15 protein-coding genes and 1 riboswitch are annotated in these 16026 nt (G+C 65.4%); of the genes, 2 read left to right on the forward strand and 13 right to left on the reverse strand.

Annotated features, from left to right (window positions below; all coding sequences use genetic code 11):
• Positions 1–106: 106 nt before the first annotated feature.
• Positions 107–970 carry a bifunctional hydroxymethylpyrimidine kinase/phosphomethylpyrimidine kinase gene (gene thiD / locus PSV33_RS09020; protein WP_300560766.1) on the forward strand — a complete coding sequence of 288 codons (864 nt, stop codon included), beginning with the start codon at positions 107–109 and terminating at the stop codon, positions 968–970.
• Here thiD and PSV33_RS09025 read toward each other — a convergent pair.
• From PSV33_RS09025 to PSV33_RS09080, 12 genes are all read right to left on the reverse strand, one after another.
• Positions 954–2264, reverse strand: coding sequence for a cytosine permease (locus PSV33_RS09025; protein WP_300560768.1), 1311 nt, complete (start codon positions 2262–2264; stop codon positions 954–956). The genes thiD and PSV33_RS09025 overlap by 17 nt on opposite strands.
• Positions 2265–2331: 67 nt before the next feature.
• Positions 2332–2430: riboswitch (TPP riboswitch) on the reverse strand.
• A 57-nt stretch (positions 2431–2487) separates the two neighbouring features.
• On the reverse strand, positions 2488–3837 hold the full coding sequence (locus PSV33_RS09030) for an MATE family efflux transporter (RefSeq protein ID WP_300560770.1): 1350 nt from the start codon (positions 3835–3837) through the stop codon (positions 2488–2490).
• Positions 3834–4490, reverse strand: a complete 657-nt coding sequence (locus tag PSV33_RS09035) for a DUF2239 family protein (protein WP_300560772.1) — start codon at positions 4488–4490, stop codon at positions 3834–3836. Before PSV33_RS09035 ends, PSV33_RS09030 begins: the two co-directional genes overlap by 4 nt.
• Before the next feature lie 9 nt (positions 4491–4499).
• Positions 4500–4997: an ATP-binding protein gene (locus tag PSV33_RS09040; RefSeq protein ID WP_300560774.1), complete on the reverse strand. Its 498-nt coding sequence runs from the start codon at positions 4995–4997 to the stop codon at positions 4500–4502.
• A gap of 196 nt (positions 4998–5193) precedes the next feature.
• Complete coding sequence (locus PSV33_RS09045) at positions 5194–6294, reverse strand: NAD(P)/FAD-dependent oxidoreductase (RefSeq protein ID WP_300560776.1); 1101 nt, start codon at positions 6292–6294, stop codon at positions 5194–5196.
• A gap of 62 nt (positions 6295–6356) precedes the next feature.
• Positions 6357–6686 (reverse strand): ferredoxin FdxA, encoded by a 330-nt coding sequence (gene fdxA, locus PSV33_RS09050; protein ID WP_293593279.1) that lies wholly within the window; start codon positions 6684–6686, stop codon positions 6357–6359.
• Between the two features lie 90 nt (positions 6687–6776).
• Positions 6777–8102, reverse strand: a complete 1326-nt coding sequence (locus tag PSV33_RS09055) for a GTP-binding protein (protein WP_300560778.1) — start codon at positions 8100–8102, stop codon at positions 6777–6779.
• 126 nt (positions 8103–8228) lie between these two features.
• Entirely contained in the window at positions 8229–9161 is a 933-nt protein-coding gene (gene cysD, locus PSV33_RS09060) for a sulfate adenylyltransferase subunit CysD (RefSeq protein WP_300560780.1), read from the reverse strand.
• Complete coding sequence (locus PSV33_RS09065; protein WP_300560782.1) at positions 9158–9967, reverse strand: phosphoadenylyl-sulfate reductase; 810 nt, start codon at positions 9965–9967, stop codon at positions 9158–9160. The genes cysD and PSV33_RS09065 overlap by 4 nt, the downstream gene beginning before the upstream one ends.
• A gap of 2 nt (positions 9968–9969) precedes the next feature.
• On the reverse strand, positions 9970–10359 hold the full coding sequence (locus PSV33_RS09070; protein WP_300560784.1) for a DUF934 domain-containing protein: 390 nt from the start codon (positions 10357–10359) through the stop codon (positions 9970–9972).
• Between the two features lie 10 nt (positions 10360–10369).
• Entirely contained in the window at positions 10370–12181 is a 1812-nt protein-coding gene (locus PSV33_RS09075) for a nitrite/sulfite reductase (protein ID WP_300560786.1), read from the reverse strand.
• 36 nt (positions 12182–12217) lie between these two features.
• The gene (locus tag PSV33_RS09080) at positions 12218–13009 is read right to left on the reverse strand and encodes a sulfite exporter TauE/SafE family protein (protein ID WP_300560788.1); all 792 of its coding nucleotides are present in this window, start codon (positions 13007–13009) and stop codon (positions 12218–12220) included.
• Positions 13010–13209: 200 nt separating this feature from the next.
• Between PSV33_RS09080 and PSV33_RS09085 the strand changes: the two genes are divergently transcribed.
• Complete coding sequence (locus PSV33_RS09085) at positions 13210–14037, forward strand: response regulator (RefSeq protein WP_300560790.1); 828 nt, start codon at positions 13210–13212, stop codon at positions 14035–14037.
• Between the two features lie 42 nt (positions 14038–14079).
• On the opposite strand, the gene mnmC is transcribed toward PSV33_RS09085, so the two are convergent.
• Positions 14080–15966: an FAD-dependent 5-carboxymethylaminomethyl-2-thiouridine(34) oxidoreductase MnmC gene (gene mnmC, locus PSV33_RS09090; RefSeq protein WP_300560792.1), complete on the reverse strand. Its 1887-nt coding sequence runs from the start codon at positions 15964–15966 to the stop codon at positions 14080–14082.
• Between the last annotated feature and the right edge of the window lie 60 nt (positions 15967–16026).

Below are 16026 nucleotides of genomic sequence, written 5' to 3' on the forward strand. Positions count from 1 at the left end.
CCGAGAATTCAGGCGCGAATCCCCGGCGTTCAAGGCGCCGGGCGGCTTCCCCGATAATCCGGCATCGCCTTCGCCAGGCCTGAACCACCGGGAAACACTTTTCTCCATGAGCAACGACACTTTTGAATTCGAGTACCCGCGCGTGTTGTCCATCGCGGGTTCTGACAGCGGCGGCGGGGCGGGCCTCCAGGCGGACCTGAAGACCTTTGCCGCGCTCGGCTGCTACGGCATGACGGCCATCACCGCGCTGACGGCGCAGAACACCCAGGGCGTGCGGGCCATTCATGGCGTGCCGCCGGCCATGCTGCGTGACCAGATCGACGCGGTGGTCGAAGACATCGGCGTGGACGCGGTGAAGATCGGCATGCTGCATGCGCCCGAGATTGTGCTGGCCGTGGCCGAGGCGATAGAGCGCCATGCACTCGACAAAATCGTGCTGGATCCGGTGATGGTGGCCACCAGCGGCGCGGTGCTGATCGATAACCCGGCCATTGACGTGCTGGTGCGTGAGCTGTTTCCGCGCGCGGTGCTGGTCACGCCCAACCTGGACGAAGCCGCCTTGCTGGTGGGCCGGCCACTGAACAATGCCGATGACATGGAAGCGGCCGCCCGTGAGTTGCTGGGCAGGGGTGCGCGCGCGGTGCTGCTCAAGGGTGGGCATTTGCCGGGCGACACGGTGATGGACCTGCTGCTGACAGCAGCGGGCGACCAACACTGGATGCATGCGCCGCGCATTCACAGTGCCAACACGCACGGGACAGGCTGCACGCTGTCGTCTGCCATTGCGGCCGGACTCGCCTTGGGGCAGCCCTTGCGGGAAGCCGTGGAAATGGCCCGCGCCTATGTGCGTGCGGCACTGCTGGCCGGTGCCAAGGTGAAAACCGGCGCCGGCAGCGGGCCGCTGAACCACGGGCATGCGCCCATGGCCATGCGGCTCAGGCCCTTGAACCCGCTCAAGCCACGGGGCTGAGCGCGCGCTCTCCGGTAGCCGGTCCGGAACGGGCACGGGTCGCGCGCGCGAGCACAAACGTCAGGGCCAGCGTGGGCAGCGCTGCGCCCCACTCGGGCGCGAGTTGGGCGCACAGGTGATATGTGCCCACGCCCAGCACCCAGATCACGACCGCGCTGAGATTGACTTTTTTCGTACCCACCAGCGCAGCGACATTCGGCGCACCGCCCAGGCGCGCCAGGATCACGCCGTAGAGCGGCACAAACACCGAGCTGAGCATCAGCAGGAAGGGCTCCAGGCTGTGCATGGGCAGCACCAGCGCCAACGCGGTACACAGGACGGCGAGGGCCATGCCCCAGCGGCGCAGGCTCCAGCCGGGTTTGAGACTGTGGCCCGCGACCGAGCCGGAGTACAGGTCACCATAGGCGTTGTCGACCTCGTCGATCAGGATCAGGCCCAGGGCAATCAGCCCGCCTTGCGCCAGCAGCAGGGCGGCCACCAGGTCGGTGCTCGGGGTGGTCAGCGCAATCAGCACGCCCAGGCCGTAACACCAGGTGTTGGCAATCGCATAACCCAGCCAGGTGCCGCGCAGCGCGCTTTTGCCGTCGCGGCCATGGCGTGCGAAATCGGCCACCAGCGGCAGCCAGGACACCGGCATCGCAATCACCAGGTCCAGGGCTGACAGCGTGCTCATGCCGCCTGTGCCGGGACGGTTCCAGATTTCCTGCCAGCCTTGCGCGTGGGCGCGGCCCAGGAACTGCCAGGTCAGCCACAGCAGCGAGGCAATCACCAGCGGCAGGCCGTAGCGGCCGATGAATTTGCGCACCAGCTTGACCATGGAGCCCGAGAGCAGCGCAATCAGCACGCCGCCCCACAGTAGCGTGGCCAGCACCGGCCAGAAGGACGCGACAAAGGCCCCCGACTGCCGGGCAATGGCGACCGTGCCGTCTCGCATGACGACCAGTTCGAAGGTGGTCCAACCGATCAGCTGCACGATGTTGAGCAGCACCGGCAGGCGCGCGAAGCTGCTGCCGTAGGTGGCGTGCATCAGGCCGGCGCTGGACAGACCGCTGTCGCAGCCGATCTTCGCGGTCCAGGCCAGCAGGCCGGCGCCGAGAATGGAGCCGACAACAATGACGGCCAGGGCCGCCTGCGTGCCGAGAGCCGGCACCAGGTAGGCGCCGATCTGCATGACCAGCAGCCCGACACCGAGGCTGAGCCAGAGCGCGGCGTGTTCGCGCCATCCGAACAAACGGTCTCCCTGGGCCAGGGGCGTGAGTGCGGTGTTGGGGGTAGCGGGTAGGGTGGTGGCCATCAACGTTTCCTTGTGTCAATGGCAGGTCGGCTTGCGAGGGCGCGTGCAGGGTCGAAAAACCCCGTGCCGCGCCTTGGACATGCTTCCCTGCGCGAGGATTACCTCAGTCAGGTTCAAAGGGACTTTCTCAGTCGCCACTTGCGTGGCAACACCCCCAGCGAATGCGCTCCTCCTGGAGCGCCTGCTGGATTCTACGGCAGGCGCTGCATGACGTGCGGCAGGGTCACAGCCGCCGCACCGGTTTGTGTTGCCATACCAGCCGGTAGTAGGCGGTTTGCATCGCCAGCATGGCGGTGAACGCCACGGGGTAGGCCACCCAGATGCCGTTCAGGCCGATGTAGCGGCTCAGCAGCCACGCGACGGGCACTTCAATGGCCAGGATGGCGGTGATGGAAATCGCGGTGGGCACCAGCACCGAACCGCTGGCGCGCATCACACCCGAGATGGCCGCCGACATGCCGAAGATGACCGTGCTCCACAGCATGATGTGCAGCAGGGTCTGGGCCGTTTCGATGACTGGCGCGCTGGTGATGAACAGCCCGATGATGCTGCGCGAGAACAGGTAGGCCAGCAACACCAGGCCGCCGGTCACCAGCAGGTTAAGCATGATGGCCGTGCGCGCGATGGTGCCCAGGCGTGTGGCATGGCCTGCGCCTATCGCATGCGCGCCGAGGATGGAGGCCGTGATGGCAATGGAGATCGCCGGAAACTGCACATAGGCCACGATCTGGTTCACGGCACCGTAGGCAGCGGTGGCCTCTGAGCCGAAACGGTTGACCAGGAACAGCACCGCCACCTCGGCGAGCGAGACGATGACCATCTGCATGCCGGTGGGCAGGCCGATGCGCAGGACTTTTCCGAGGATGGCGCGGTCAATCTTCATGTGGTGCAGAAACCGGGCGTCGGGTGCCAGCGCGTGGCCCTTGCGCCGCAGGTACCAGGCCAGCCAGACCAGCGCCACCGTGAAAGACAGCACCGCCCCCCACGCACCGCTGGCAACACCCATTTGCGGCAGGCCGCCCCAGCCGCGGATCAATGCCGGCGTCACCACCAGGCCCACCGCGGTGGACAGCAGCAGCGCCAGCAGCGGCGTCAGTGTGTCGCCCACGCCGCGCATCATGGACGTGACCAGCAGGAACACGAACAGGCCGGGCATGGCGATCAGCATCACGCGCGCATAGGCAGTGGCGCCGGGCAGGATGTCGGCCGGCGTTCCCAGCAAGGTAAGTAGCCGGCCGGTGAAGGTTCCGCCAAACACCGCGACGGCCAGCCCCGCCAACAGGCCGACGCTCAGCGCGGTGCCGGCAATGGCCTTGACCCTGTCCGGCTCCTGGGCGCCCCAAGCCTGGCCGATCAGCACCGAGGCTCCGGCACCGAGCCCGATAACAAAGGAAATGAAGAAAAACATCACGGGAAAGAAGGCCGACACCGACGCCATGGCGCCGACGCCGAGCATCTGACCGAGGTAAACGTTGTTGATCGTGCCCGACAGCCCCTGCAGGATGTTGCTGGCCATCATGGGGCCGAGGAAGACGAGAAAAGCCTTCCACATCAGCGGAGGTCGTGTGCTCATGCCGCGTCCTTTCCTTCAGCCGCCGTGAACGCCTGCCGGGCCAGGCCTTGTGCGTGGTTGCGCAGGTCGGCCGGCCAGGCCTGGGTCTGCTCGTCGAAGCGAGCGCTGTCGCCTGCGAACAGCGCGCGGCTGGCCTCTTCAAACCCGGGGAGACCGCTGGCGATGGCCGACATGAAACGGTAGGCCACCTCCTGCGCACGGCGCACACGGTCCTTGCCCTCGTGGGTGCGGCGGGCTTCCTCGACCAGCTTGCGCAGCGCCACCGACGCGCCACCGGGCTGGCTGCCCAGCCATTCCCAGTGCCGCGGCAGCAGGGTCACCTCGCGCGCAATCACGCCCAGCCGGGGCCGGCCCGGGCCGCGCGGCGTGTCCTCCGGCTCAGGGGTGGCCGGGACATCGCCACCCTCCGCCAGCCCGGGCGACTGAAGGCGGGCCAGCACATCGGCGTCGCTGCCGCGCAGGTCCAGCTCGACCAGCTCGCTGCTCAGGTCGTCAAACACCAGGATGGTTTTCTGCCGGCCCTGGTCGACGACGGCCTTTACCTTCAGGGCGACCTCGCGCAAGGGGCCGGTGGCGATGCGGCGGCTTTCCTCGAAGGCCGTGCAGCACCGCTGCGGGGAGGTGTTTGCCGTGGGGCCGGACGATGGGGTCATGTTTTTCTTTCAGTGTGAATGAAACACGGTGGCGCTCGCGAGCTCCTGCTCCGTGGGCGGCTCGAACTCGCGTTCCATGAAATCGAACATGGGCGCGGTGACCTCGAAGGAAAAGGTGTTGCCCTTGTCGGCATTCCTCTGGAGCACACGCTGGCGCCTGACATCAAGCGGTGCGTTGACAAAGTGAAGCTGCGCCGGATGCTGGCCGGCGCTGGCCAGCGACAGGAATTCAGTCCGGTTGTTGGCCTTCATGAATCCGAGATCCAGCACCACGTGGCCGCCCGTGCCGGCAATTTCTGCTGCGGTGGTCCAGATGCGCTTCTCGCACCTTTGAACGCGTTCCATGATCCAGGCAAAGTTCAAGGGAGTGGGCAGGTCGGGGCCGTACAGCTGGCTCATCCAGTCGTCTATCGACAGCCGAACGCCCTGGATACGGTCTGTGAGCAGACGCGCATAACTTGACTTGCCGGCGCCTTGCGGTCCGAAGACCAGGTGAAGGGTTCCCATGATGTTCTTTCTTGCGGGACCAGTTGGATGCGCTGTCTGACCTGCCGTGATCGTCGGCCTGTCCTCTTTTTCGATGAGCTGAATATTATCCGGGTAAAACATGAATGTCAATATTACCCGGGTGATATTAATCAAAAAAGAGACAGGCAACAAAAAGGCCCGCACGTGGCGGGCCTGTCGGGAGGGTGCCTGTTTGTCAGTCGAAGACAGGTGTTTCCACGCCGAGCACCTTGTGCAGCTTCGGGCTGGTGGTGGTGTACTGCAGGTGGATTTTCTTGTCCGGAAAGATGAAGGGTGCGGCGCCGAAAGCGGCCAGCGCGCATTCATGAAAGCCGCTGAGAATCAGCTTCTTCTTGCCGGGGTAGGTGTTGATGTCGCCGACCGCAAAGATGCCAGGCACATTGGTCGAAAATTTCTCCGTGTCCACCTTGAGCTGCTTGCGCTCGATGTCCAGGCCCCAGTCCGCGATCGGTCCAAGCTTGGGCGACAGGCCGAAGAAAACCAGCATCACGTCGAGCGGCACCACGCGGGTCACGCCGTCGGCGCCGGTGACCTTGGCGCCGGTGAGTTTGCCGTCCTTTTCCTCGTAGCCAGTGACCTGACCAACGATGAACTGCATCTCGTAGTTGTCGCACAGCTCCTTCATCTTCGCCACGCTGGCCGGCGCGGCCTTGAAGCCGTCGCGGCGATGGATCAGGATCACGCTTTCGGCCTTGTTCGGACCGTCCTTGGCGAAATTGAGCGCCCAGTCGAGCGCGGAGTCGCCGCCGCCCACGATCACCAGGTTTTTGCCGGCAAAGTCGGCCGGTGACTTGACGCGGTAAAACAGCTGCGTGTTGTCAAACTTGTCGAGGCCGTCAACCTTCAGCAGACGTGGCTGGAAGGCCCCCACGCCGGCCGCAATAAAGATGGTTTTGGTCAGGAACTGGGTGCCTTTGGAGGTCTGCACAAAAAAGCGGCCATCCTCCTGCTTTTCAACAGTACTGACTTCCTGACCGAAGTGGAACGTCGCGCCAAAGGGTTCGATCTGCTTGAGCAGCGAATCGGTCAGTTCCTTGCCGGTGCACATGGGCACGGCAGGAATGTCGTAAATCGGCTTGTCCGGGTACAGCTCGATGCACTGGCCGCCGGGGTAGGCCAGCGAGTCGATGACATGGGCCTTGATCTCCAGCAGGCCGAGTTCAAACACCTGGAACAGCCCGACCGGGCCCGCGCCGACGATGACCGCATCGGTTTCTATCGGACCATCGTGCGCGACAGCCGTGTTGATCACTTCCTGGTTCAGTTGAGGTTCCATGAGGCTTTTTCGGAGTTTCAGTTTGAAGAGGCTGGGCGCGCAAAGCGCGGCTGGATGCGTTTTCAGCGTACGAGCTGGTCCAGCTTGCTGGTGACGTCTTTCCACTCTTCGGCATCGGGCAAGGCTTCCTTGCGCTTGGTGATGCTTTTCCAGCCGGGAGCGTTGCTCAGTTCGACATTGATCTTGATGAAGTTGACCTGGTCGGCCGGCACGTCTTCTTCTGCATAAATGGCATTGACCGGACACTCCGGGATGCAGACCGCGCAATCGATACATTCGTCCGGATCGATCACCAGCATGTTCGGGCCTTCGCGGAAGCAGTCCACGGGACAGACATCCACACAGTCGGTGTATTTGCAGCGGATGCAGGATTCGGTAACGATGTGAGTCATGTTGTTCTTGCGGGATCGGTGGAAACCCTCGATTTTAAGAGGATTCCGTGAGCAGGGTTAAGTCGGGTGCTTGATCGGGACTGATCCTGATCAAAGAATCAGCACGGCGCCCGAGGTCTTGTTTGATGCCGTGTCCACCAGCACCAGCGAGCCCAGGACCCGCGAGCGGGCATAAGGCAGGGTGGCCAGCGGCGCCTGCAGGCTCAGCTCGATGTGGCCAATGGCGTTGGGCGGCAACTCGCTGGCGTCTTCCTCGGCCAGGGTATTGACGTCGAGCTTGTGCACGATGCGTTTGACCTTGGCCTTGACCCAGCGGTGGCCGTGCAGCGCCCAGTAAACACGTCCGGCGACCAGCGGCTCGTCGTCCATCCAGGCGATGGTGACCGACAGTTCGCGCGTGGGTTCAAAGGTATCGGCCGCCAGCAACCAATCGCCGCGTGACACATCGACTTCCCGGTCCAGCACGATGCCGGCGCTGTGGCCCGCCAGCACGGCCGTGGGCTGACGGGTATGGTCCAGCACCTGGGCCACCACGGCCGTCTGCCCGCTGGGCAGCACGGTGACGGTCTGGCCCGGCTGCACTCCGCCGGTGGCCACGCGGCCCCAGAAGACGCGGCGGCCTTGGGAAGTGTCCGAGGAGGACGAGAATTTTTCCACCCACTGCACCGGGAAGGCGAAAGCCTCGGTGCTTTCCGCGGGCGTGGCCGGCAGGTGCTCCAGCAAATGGAGCAGCGACAGCCCTTCATAGCCGCACCAGCCGGGTCGGGCGTCCACCACGTTGTGGCCCTTGAGCGCGGAAATCGGCACGATGGCCCGGACCGGGATCTGCGCGGCGCGCGCAAAAGCCGTCAGTGCCTCGCTGATGTTCTTGAAGGCCAGCGCAGGGTCTTCCACCGCGTCGAGCTTGTTGACCGTGAACACAATCGACGGCACACGCAGCAGGTTGACCAGAAGCGAATGGCGGCGGGTTTGCGGCAACAGTTCCATGGACGGGTTTTTCCAGTCCAGCTTGGTCGCATCGACCAGCACCACGGCGGCGTCGGCGCTTGACGCCGCCGTGACCATGTTGCGTGTGTACTGCTCGTGGCCGGGCGCGTCGCCGATGATGAACTTGCGGTTTTCGGTGGCGAAGTAGCGGTAGGCCACGTCGATGGTGATGCCCTGTTCGCGTTCGGCCGACAGGCCGTCGGTCAGCAGGGCCAGGTCGGTCTCGCCGCCGCGCTGCACACCGGCCAGGTGGTCCTGCAGCACGGCCTTGCTGTCCACCAGCAGGCGGCCGATCAGCGTGCTTTTGCCGTCATCAACCGAGCCGCAGGTGATGAACTTCAGCGCAGATTTCAGGTCATTTTGGCCTGTAGCGCCCGCCAGTTGTGCGCCGCCAGCTATCAAATCAGTAGTGTGGGTGCTTGTGTTCATCTCAATCTCAAAATAATGTTGCCAGGGACTTTGTCTTTTTCAGCAGGGGCCGCGGGTCCGGCTTTGCCGGCCCGCAGGCGCCGCCCCTGGGGGGAAGCAGCAGGCGAAGCCTGCATCGGGGGAGACCTAGAAATACCCGTCTTTCTTGCGCTTTTCCATGGATGCGTCAGACGTCTTGTCGTCCATGCGGGTGGCGCCGCGCTCGCTCACATCGGCGGCCAGGGTTTCGATCACGATTTCCGCGGCGGTGGCGGCCGGGCTGTCCACCGGACAGGTGCAGGTGATGTCACCCACGGTGCGGAAACGCACGGTTTTCTCCACCACTTCCTCGCCATCGCGCGCGGGTGTGAGTTCGGTCACCGGGACCAGCAGGCCGTTGCGTTCGACCACCTTGCGCTGGTGCGCGTAGTAGAGCGACGGCAGGGCGATGGCTTCGCGCTCGATGTATTGCCAGACGTCGAGTTCGGTCCAGTTGGAGATCGGGAACACGCGGAAATGTTCGCCGGGCTGCAGCCGGGTGTTGAACAGGGTCCAGAGCTCGGGCCGCTGGGCCTTGGGCTGCCACTGGCCGAAGCTGTCGCGGTGCGAGAAGATGCGCTCCTTGGCTCTAGCCTTTTCCTCGTCGCGGCGCGCGCCGCCGATCAGCGCGTCGAAGCGGAACTCGTCGATGGCCTCCAGCAGGGTGACCGACTGATGCACATTGCGCGACTCGCCGGGGTGCGCGAGGCGCACGGTGCCGCGTTTCATCGAGTCTTCCACGTTGCGCACGATCAGTTCAGCGCCGAGCTCCTTCGCACGCAGGTCACGGAAATCGGTGACTTCGTGGAAGTTGTGCCCGGTGTCGATCATCAGCAAAGGGTAGGGAATGCGGCCCACGCCAAAGGCCTTCTCGGCGCACTTGAGCATGACCAGTGAGTCCTTGCCGCCCGAAAACAGCAGGGCCGGGCGCTCGAAGGCTGCGGCCACCTCGCGCAGGATGAAAATGGTTTCTTCCTCGAGCGCGTCGAGGTGGGAATTGCTCAGCTTGCTGAGCAGCTGGGGTTCGGCGCGTGCGTTCATGCGGGGATCTCTCGGATGGGGATGATGCTGGAAGTTCGACCGGAAAGCGGGCTGGACAGCGGTTCAAACGCAGCGGGCTCCTGCGCCTCATGGGTACCGTCGGCGCTGACGTGCAGTCCGCATTCCCTGTCGCTTTCCTGTTCCCACCACCAGCGGCCGGAGCGGAAGTCTTCGCCCAGCGTCACAGCGCGGGTGCAGGGTGCGCAGCCTATGCTGGGAAAAAACTGGTCGTGCAGCGGGTTGAACGGAATGTTGTGCAGCGCGATGTAATGCCAGACGTCGCCCCAGGTCCAGTCGGCCAGCGGGTTGATCTTGGCGCGACCATCCTGTTCCTCAACGTCGTGCACCTCGGCGCGGGCGCTGGACTGTTCGCGGCGCAGGCCGGTGACCCAGCCCTTTTTGCCTTCCAGCGCACGGGCCAGCGGCTCCATCTTGCGGATGTGGCAGCAGGCCTTGCGCAGGTCCAGGCTCTTGTACATCGCGTCGCTGCCGTTGGCCTGCACAAAGGCACTGGCCGCCTCCAGATCAGGGCGGTACACATCGACATGGCGCAGGTAGCGCTCTTCGATGCGCGGGATCAGCGCGACGGTTTCGGCATGCAGCATGCCGGTCTCCAGTACAAAGATGCCGCTGTTGATGCCGGCTTCCTCGAGCAGGTGCGTGACCACCATGTCCTCCGCGCCCAGACTGGAGGCCTGGGTCAGCGGCGAGTGTTGTTGCGCCGACGATTGCAGGAGCGCAATGCTGCGCGCGAGTTTCTGCGCGAAGTCGGGCGAGGCCTTGGCGTAAAGCGATATGGCACCCATGGTCAGGCTGCCTCTGCAAAGTGGGGGGCAACATGCACCGCGTCGCCCTGGTAGCGGCCCACCCCGTAGCCGGGGTAGCTGGCCAGCACGCGTTGAGCGGTGGCCATGTCCTGGTCGGCGCGCAGCACGGCGGTGTCAAAGCCGCTGCGCTCCATCTGCGCGAGCTGGTCGGCCAGCACGTCGCCCGTGGCACGGATTTCACCCTCAAAGCCACGCCGGCGACGCAGCAGAAAAGCCTGGCTGAAAGCGCGGCCGTCGGTGAACTTCGGAAAGTGCAGGTCAATGCGCGTCACGCCTTCCAGCGGCGCCTGCAGCGGGTCGGCGTCGTTGGCCAGCACCAGGACGGCGCTGTTTTCAATGACGGCGTGGTCGGCAAAGGGCAATAGTTTCATGCAATTCTCCTCAGGCGGCCACAGCGGCAGCGGCAAAACGCGCGCCATGGGCGGCGGTTTTGAACGGGTCGATGCCGACGCGGCGCAAGGTGGCGATAAAGGTTTCGCCGGCTTCGCGCTCGCGGCGGTAGGTGTCGAGCACGGCTTCAATCACTTCGGGAACTTCGGCGGCAGAAAACGAGGGTCCGACGACCTTGCCCGGCACCGGCGCGCCGCTCAGCGTGGAGCCGTCGGAGCCTCCCAAGGTGACCTGGTACCACTCCTTGCCGTCCTTGTCGACGCCCAGGATGCCGATGTGGCCGCTGTGATGGTGGCCGCAGGAGTTGATGCAGCCGCTGATGTGCAGGTCGATCTCGCCGAGATCGTGCAGTTCGTCCATGTCCTGGTAACGCTCGGTGATGGCTTCGGCGATCGGGATGGAGCGTGCATTGGCCAGCGAGCAGAAGTCGCCGCCGGGGCAGGCGATCATGTCGGTCAGCAGGCGGATGTTGGGGCGGGCAAAGCCCGACTTGCGCGCGGCGCGCCATAGCTCGGGCAACTCGTCGCAGCGCACCCAGGGCAGCAGCAGGTTCTGGTCATGTGTGACGCGCACCTCGCCAGCGCTGAAACGGTCGGCCAGGTCGGCGGCGGTGTCGAGCTGGTCGGCCGTCGCGTCGCCGGGCGCCTGGCCCAGGCGTTTGAACGACAGCGTGACGCAACGCAGGTCGGGGTTCTGGTGTGGCGCCACGTTCTGCTTGAGCCAGCGGCCGAACTCGATGTCATCCTCGGCGGCAGCGCGCAGGATGTTGGCAATCTTGGCGTCGGCGCTTTTGCGGTCGCAGTTGAGCGTGGGCGGCACAAAGGAGGCCGTCACACGGTCCAGCTCGGCCTGCGTGATGGTGTGCGGGCCGCCGTCGTGCTCCATGATCTGCAGGTACTCGGCCTCGACATCATCGATGTACTTCTGGCCCTCGGCCTTGACCAGGATCTTGATGCGCGCCTTGTACATGTTGTCGCGGCGGCCGTAGCGGTTGTACACACGCACGATGGCCTCGATGTAATTCATGATCTGGTGCCACGGCAGGAACTCGCGGATCACCGTGCCGATGATGGGTGTGCGGCCCATGCCGCCGCCGACCTGGACCCTGAAGCCCAGCTCTCCCTCACCATTGCGGATCAGGTGCAGACCCACGTCGTGCCAGGCCGTCGCCGCGCGGTCTTCCTTCGCGCCGCTGATGGCGATCTTGAACTTGCGCGGCAAAAAGGCGAACTCGGGGTGCAGCGTGCTCCACTGGCGCAGGATTTCACCAAAAGGCCTCGGGTCGGCGATTTCGTCGACCGCGATGCCGGCACGTTCGTCGCTGGTGATGTTGCGTATGCAGTTGCCGCTGGTCTGGATGCCGTGCATGTTGACGCTGGCCAGCAGGTCCATCACGTCCGCCGACTTGTCGAGCGGGATCCAGTTGTACTGGATGTTCTGGCGTGTCGTGAAGTGGGCATAACCGGCCGTGAGTTTGGACGCCACCGACAGGCCGCTCTTGAGGTTCACCGGGCCGAGCTTGTCCTGCGTGGCCTGCGCGTCATTGAACAGCGCGGCGTTGGGCTGGTCGTACTCGCGGGCAATCCTGGCCAGCACGCGCACCTGCGCGCTGGAAAGTTCGCCATAAGGCACCGCGACGCGCAGCATGGGTGCGTAACGCTGGACGTACCAGCCGTTTTGCAGGCGCAGCGGTCGGAAGTCGTCTTCGGCCAGCTCGCCGGCCTGCCAGCGGGTCAGCTGGTCGCGGTATTGGCCGGCGCGGGCTTTCACAAACTGGCGGTCAAATTCGGTGTATTGGTACATGGCGGTCAGGATCAGGTGATTCAGAAGGTCAGAGGGTCAGATGGCAATGAGTTTGGCGCCGGCATACGCCAGCAGCACGGAAAGCAGGGAACGTATCCAGCGGTCGGGCGTGCTGTTGACCAGGCGCGAGCCGAGCCAGATGCCGGGCAGCGAGCCGGCCAGCAGTTTGGCCAGCAGCAGCCAGTCGACCGAGCCGATGGACGCGTGGCCGAAGCCCGCCACCAGGGTCAGTGGCACTGCATGGGCAATGTCTGCGGCCACAATGCGCGGCAGCGGCAGGGCGGGGTAAAGCAGCATCAGCACAATCACCCCGATGGCGCCTGCGCCGACCGAAGTCAGCGTCACCAGCACACCGATCACGGCGCCGAACAGCAGCGGCAGGGCCCAATGGCGGGCCTGCGTGGCTGCGGCCAGCGCGGCCGGTTCAATGTGGCGCGGCGCGGCCTTGCCGTAGATGGCCTTGTAGAAGGTGGCGCACGCCGTCAGCAGCAGCGCCACCCCCAGCGTGGTGGTCATCACGGCCTGGGCCGCCGGATTGGCTGGTCCGACAAGATGCAGCACATACAGCGTGGCCAGCGAAGCCGGAATGCTGCCGGCGGCGGTCTGGCCGACAATTTTCCAGTCCACCAGCCGGGACCGGGCCAGGCCGACCGTGCCGCCCAGCTTGGTGAAGGCGGCAAACAGCAGGTCGGTACCGATGGCCAGGTGCGGCTTGACGCCAAAAAAGAAGATCAGCAGGGGTGTCATCAGTGAGCCGCCACCGACCCCGGTCAGTCCCACCACGAGACCGACGGCGAAACCCGCGAACACAAAAGCAAAATCATGCATAAGCCGGGCACTTTAGGGCGATGGCTTATGAAAACAAACTACAGATTTGTTGTTCGCTTATGCGAATAAGCTTATTCCCCAGTGTTCATGCGGCTTTCCGGGCCTTATCACTGAATTCCGTGTCATCGGGGCAACGCCCTTGGCAACAACTGGAGACAAGCCCCGTATCATCCACGGCAATAACAACGAGGGGCGAGGCATTGAAGCGGATATTCGTCAAGTATTTCGGGTTCAGCGGCACCGAGCGTCAGGCGCTGGACCTGGTGTTTCGCCTGTCGGAGTCACGCGAGGTGGTTTATTCGGCCTGGACTGCACAAACCGCTGAGGCGATTGAAGCGCCCGATATCCTGATCATCGACGGCGACAGCTGGGAGGCCGTTCTGGCGCTGGCCAACCCGGCCCACGACGGCCTGAAATTGATCTGGATCGGAGACGAGGCACCCGCCCAGGCCTGGCGGGTGCTGGCGGCCCCCGTCAAATGGTCGGCCGTTCTGGAGGTCATGGACGAGGCCTTTGGACTCCTGTCGGCGCCTTTGCCTTCTTCACCCGAACTCCCGGCCTCGCAGCCGATCGATCTGAACCTCGCGCATGATGAGGACCTCGATGTGGTGCTTGACGAAGGTGACGCCACCGAGCCCCTGCCGCTGGAGCCGGGCACCCTGCCGGTGGCGGGGCGGCGGGTGCTGGTGGTGGACCCGGGGCGCGATGACCGCCTCTACCTGCGCGCCAAGCTGGCCGCCTCTGGCCTGCACGAGGTGGATGAGGCCGCCACCGGCACCGAGGCCTTGATCCTGCTGAACACCCATGCCTACCTGCTGGTCACGGTGGACCTCGGACTGACCGACATGGACCCCTGGGAGCTGGTCAAGGCGGTGGACCACACCCGGCCGGCGATTGCCCACCTGTTTGTCACCGGCACGGCGCCGGCCTGGCAGCAGGGCTTGCGAGCCCGTTTTTCCGGTGCGCAGGTCTATCTGCGAAAACCCCTGCACCCGGGGCAGCTCAAGAAGTTGCTACTCAATATATAGCTGCCTGCGTAAGCCCGACGGGCTCCAGGACCCGAAAAGGCTTCAAACCACCGGGTCTGCGGGCGCCACCCGTTGTTTGAGCAGGCTGGCGCGCTGTGGCGCCAGCGCCTGCTGCATGCGCTTGTCCACCGGCGAGGGTTCGCCATGCAGGCGGGCGGCGAGCAGTTCGCCGCCGAGCACGGCAAACGTCAGCCCGCGTGACCCCATGGCCGTGTTCAACCACAGCCCCGGCTGCCGCAGGGGATGGACCGGGCCCACCAGCGGCAAGCGGTCCGGTGACGCGCATCGCACGCCGGCCCAGGCCCGCGCTGTACCGTCGTGGAAATCCAGCGCCACTTGCTGTGCCGTGTGCGGCAGCAGCGTCTGCAGGCGATCCAGGTTGGCCTGCTGGTCGGCCGGGTCGAGCCGGCAGTCGTCCCGGTCGCGCTGAAATCCGGCGCCAGCCATCCACGCCACGCCGTCATCGACAGGCACGGCAGGGAGCAAGCTGCCATGCCCGTTGACCGGGAAGGGGGGAAACGCGCTGTTGTCGCCAGCGCGCCGCAGACCCCAGGAGACCTGGCCGCGAATCGCCTGCAGCGGCAGGCCGCCGTCCACCAGCAGCCCGCTGGCATTGGCCGCGGCCAGCACCACCAGGTCGGCCTGCGCGATGACCTGCTTTTGAGTGTCGAACACCTGCCACGGGCCCGCGGTGTCGCGTGCCAGCCGTGCCACCCGCACGCCACCGCGCCAGCTGATGCCGGACTGCGCAAGCAGCGCCTGCACCAGCCGGGCCGGCTTGATCCAGCCGGCCTGGTGATGCCAGGTGGCCGCTGAAGCCGCATCGAGCCCGGCCTGTTCGAGTTGTTCCGCATTGGCTGGCTCGCTCCAGTCGCGGCCGGCTTGCGGCCAGTCAGGGGGCAGGCCGCCGCTGCCGTCCAGCCGCCGCTCCAGCACACCACTGGCCAGCCAGCCGCCGCCTTCCGGCAACAGCGCACGGAGCTGCTGGAGCGTGGCGCGCACGCCGCAGCGCGACAGGCGCGACAGCAGGCTGTCGTCGGGCGAGACATGCGGTACCAGCACGCCGGCTGGCAGGCCCGAGGCGCCGCCGGCCGGCGTGTCATGCGCATCCAGCACCGTTACCAGCCAGCCGCGCCGCGCCAGGCTGGCGGCACTGGCTGCGCCGGCCAGGCCGGCGCCGATGACGATGCAGGTAGAGGGCTGAACCGGTGTGAAATGGCTGGCCTGGCGCGGCTCCCAGCCGGGGTTGAATTCACCCTGCAGGTTGTCGCGTTTAGGCGGCAGCCCGGGCGTTTTTCTTATCGCAAAGCCGACCTGCACCAGGCCGTCGAGCACGCTGCGCGCGACCGTCCAGCTGGCGACGCGGGTGCCGCGGCGGCAGCAGCGCGCCACCGCCTTGAAGGTCGGCAGGTCCCACATGCCCGGGTTTTTGGCGGGGCTGAAGCCGTCCAGGTAAACCGTATCGGCTTCAAACGCCTGCTCGCGCAGCACCGCCCGGGTGTCGCCGATACACAGGGTGAGCAGCACCTGGCCGCTTTCGAACACCAGCCGGTGGGCACCGGGCAGCAGGCCCCAGCACTGGGCCTGCAGTTGTTCGGCCAAAGGAAGCAGTTCTGGATGCGCCGCGGCGGCACGCAGCATGTCGGCGGCGCCGGCCGGGTGTGCCTCCGTCGCCACAAAATGCAACAGCCGCGGGCGCGCCGGGTCAGCCTTCCAGGCCTGCCAGGTCACCAGGAAGTTCAGCCCGAGGCCAAAGCCGGTTTCCAGGATGCACCACTGCGGCTGGCCGGCCCAGGCGGCAGGCAGGCCGCAGCCGTGGAGAAACACCTCGCGCGACTGCGCCAGCCCGCCGAGTTCACTGCGGTAACGGTCGCCAAAACGCGGGCTGTACGGCGTGCCGTCGGCCAGCCATTCGATTACTTCGGGCATGTGTTGTCAGACACCGAGATAGCGGTCCCTTCAAGCAAGGGCCGCGGAACCGGCTTTGCC

This window comes from Polaromonas sp. (genome assembly GCF_029945895.1).
In the GTDB taxonomy this organism is placed as follows: domain Bacteria; phylum Pseudomonadota; class Gammaproteobacteria; order Burkholderiales; family Burkholderiaceae_C; genus Polaromonas.

Bases quoted from the DNA above. Each gene is read 5' to 3' on its own strand.
- PSV33_RS09065 (WP_300560782.1), bottom strand. From the start codon at position 9,967: ATGGGTGCCATATCGCTTTACGCCAAGGCCTCGCCCGACTTCGCGCAG.
- PSV33_RS09025 (WP_300560768.1), bottom strand. From the start codon at position 2,264: ATGGCCACCACCCTACCCGCTACCCCCAACACCGCACTCACGCCCCTG.
- PSV33_RS09040 (WP_300560774.1), bottom strand. From the start codon at position 4,997: ATGGGAACCCTTCACCTGGTCTTCGGACCGCAAGGCGCCGGCAAGTCA.
- PSV33_RS09045 (WP_300560776.1), bottom strand. From the start codon at position 6,294: ATGGAACCTCAACTGAACCAGGAAGTGATCAACACGGCTGTCGCGCAC.
- fdxA (WP_293593279.1), bottom strand. From the start codon at position 6,686: ATGACTCACATCGTTACCGAATCCTGCATCCGCTGCAAATACACCGAC.
- thiD (WP_300560766.1), top strand. From the start codon at position 107: ATGAGCAACGACACTTTTGAATTCGAGTACCCGCGCGTGTTGTCCATC.
- PSV33_RS09030 (WP_300560770.1), bottom strand. From the start codon at position 3,837: ATGAGCACACGACCTCCGCTGATGTGGAAGGCTTTTCTCGTCTTCCTC.
- PSV33_RS09055 (WP_300560778.1), bottom strand. From the start codon at position 8,102: ATGAACACAAGCACCCACACTACTGATTTGATAGCTGGCGGCGCACAA.
- PSV33_RS09080 (WP_300560788.1), bottom strand. From the start codon at position 13,009: ATGCATGATTTTGCTTTTGTGTTCGCGGGTTTCGCCGTCGGTCTCGTG.
- mnmC (WP_300560792.1), bottom strand. From the start codon at position 15,966: ATGCCCGAAGTAATCGAATGGCTGGCCGACGGCACGCCGTACAGCCCG.
- PSV33_RS09035 (WP_300560772.1), bottom strand. From the start codon at position 4,490: ATGACCCCATCGTCCGGCCCCACGGCAAACACCTCCCCGCAGCGGTGC.
- cysD (WP_300560780.1), bottom strand. From the start codon at position 9,161: ATGAACGCACGCGCCGAACCCCAGCTGCTCAGCAAGCTGAGCAATTCC.
- PSV33_RS09075 (WP_300560786.1), bottom strand. From the start codon at position 12,181: ATGTACCAATACACCGAATTTGACCGCCAGTTTGTGAAAGCCCGCGCC.
- PSV33_RS09070 (WP_300560784.1), bottom strand. From the start codon at position 10,359: ATGAAACTATTGCCCTTTGCCGACCACGCCGTCATTGAAAACAGCGCC.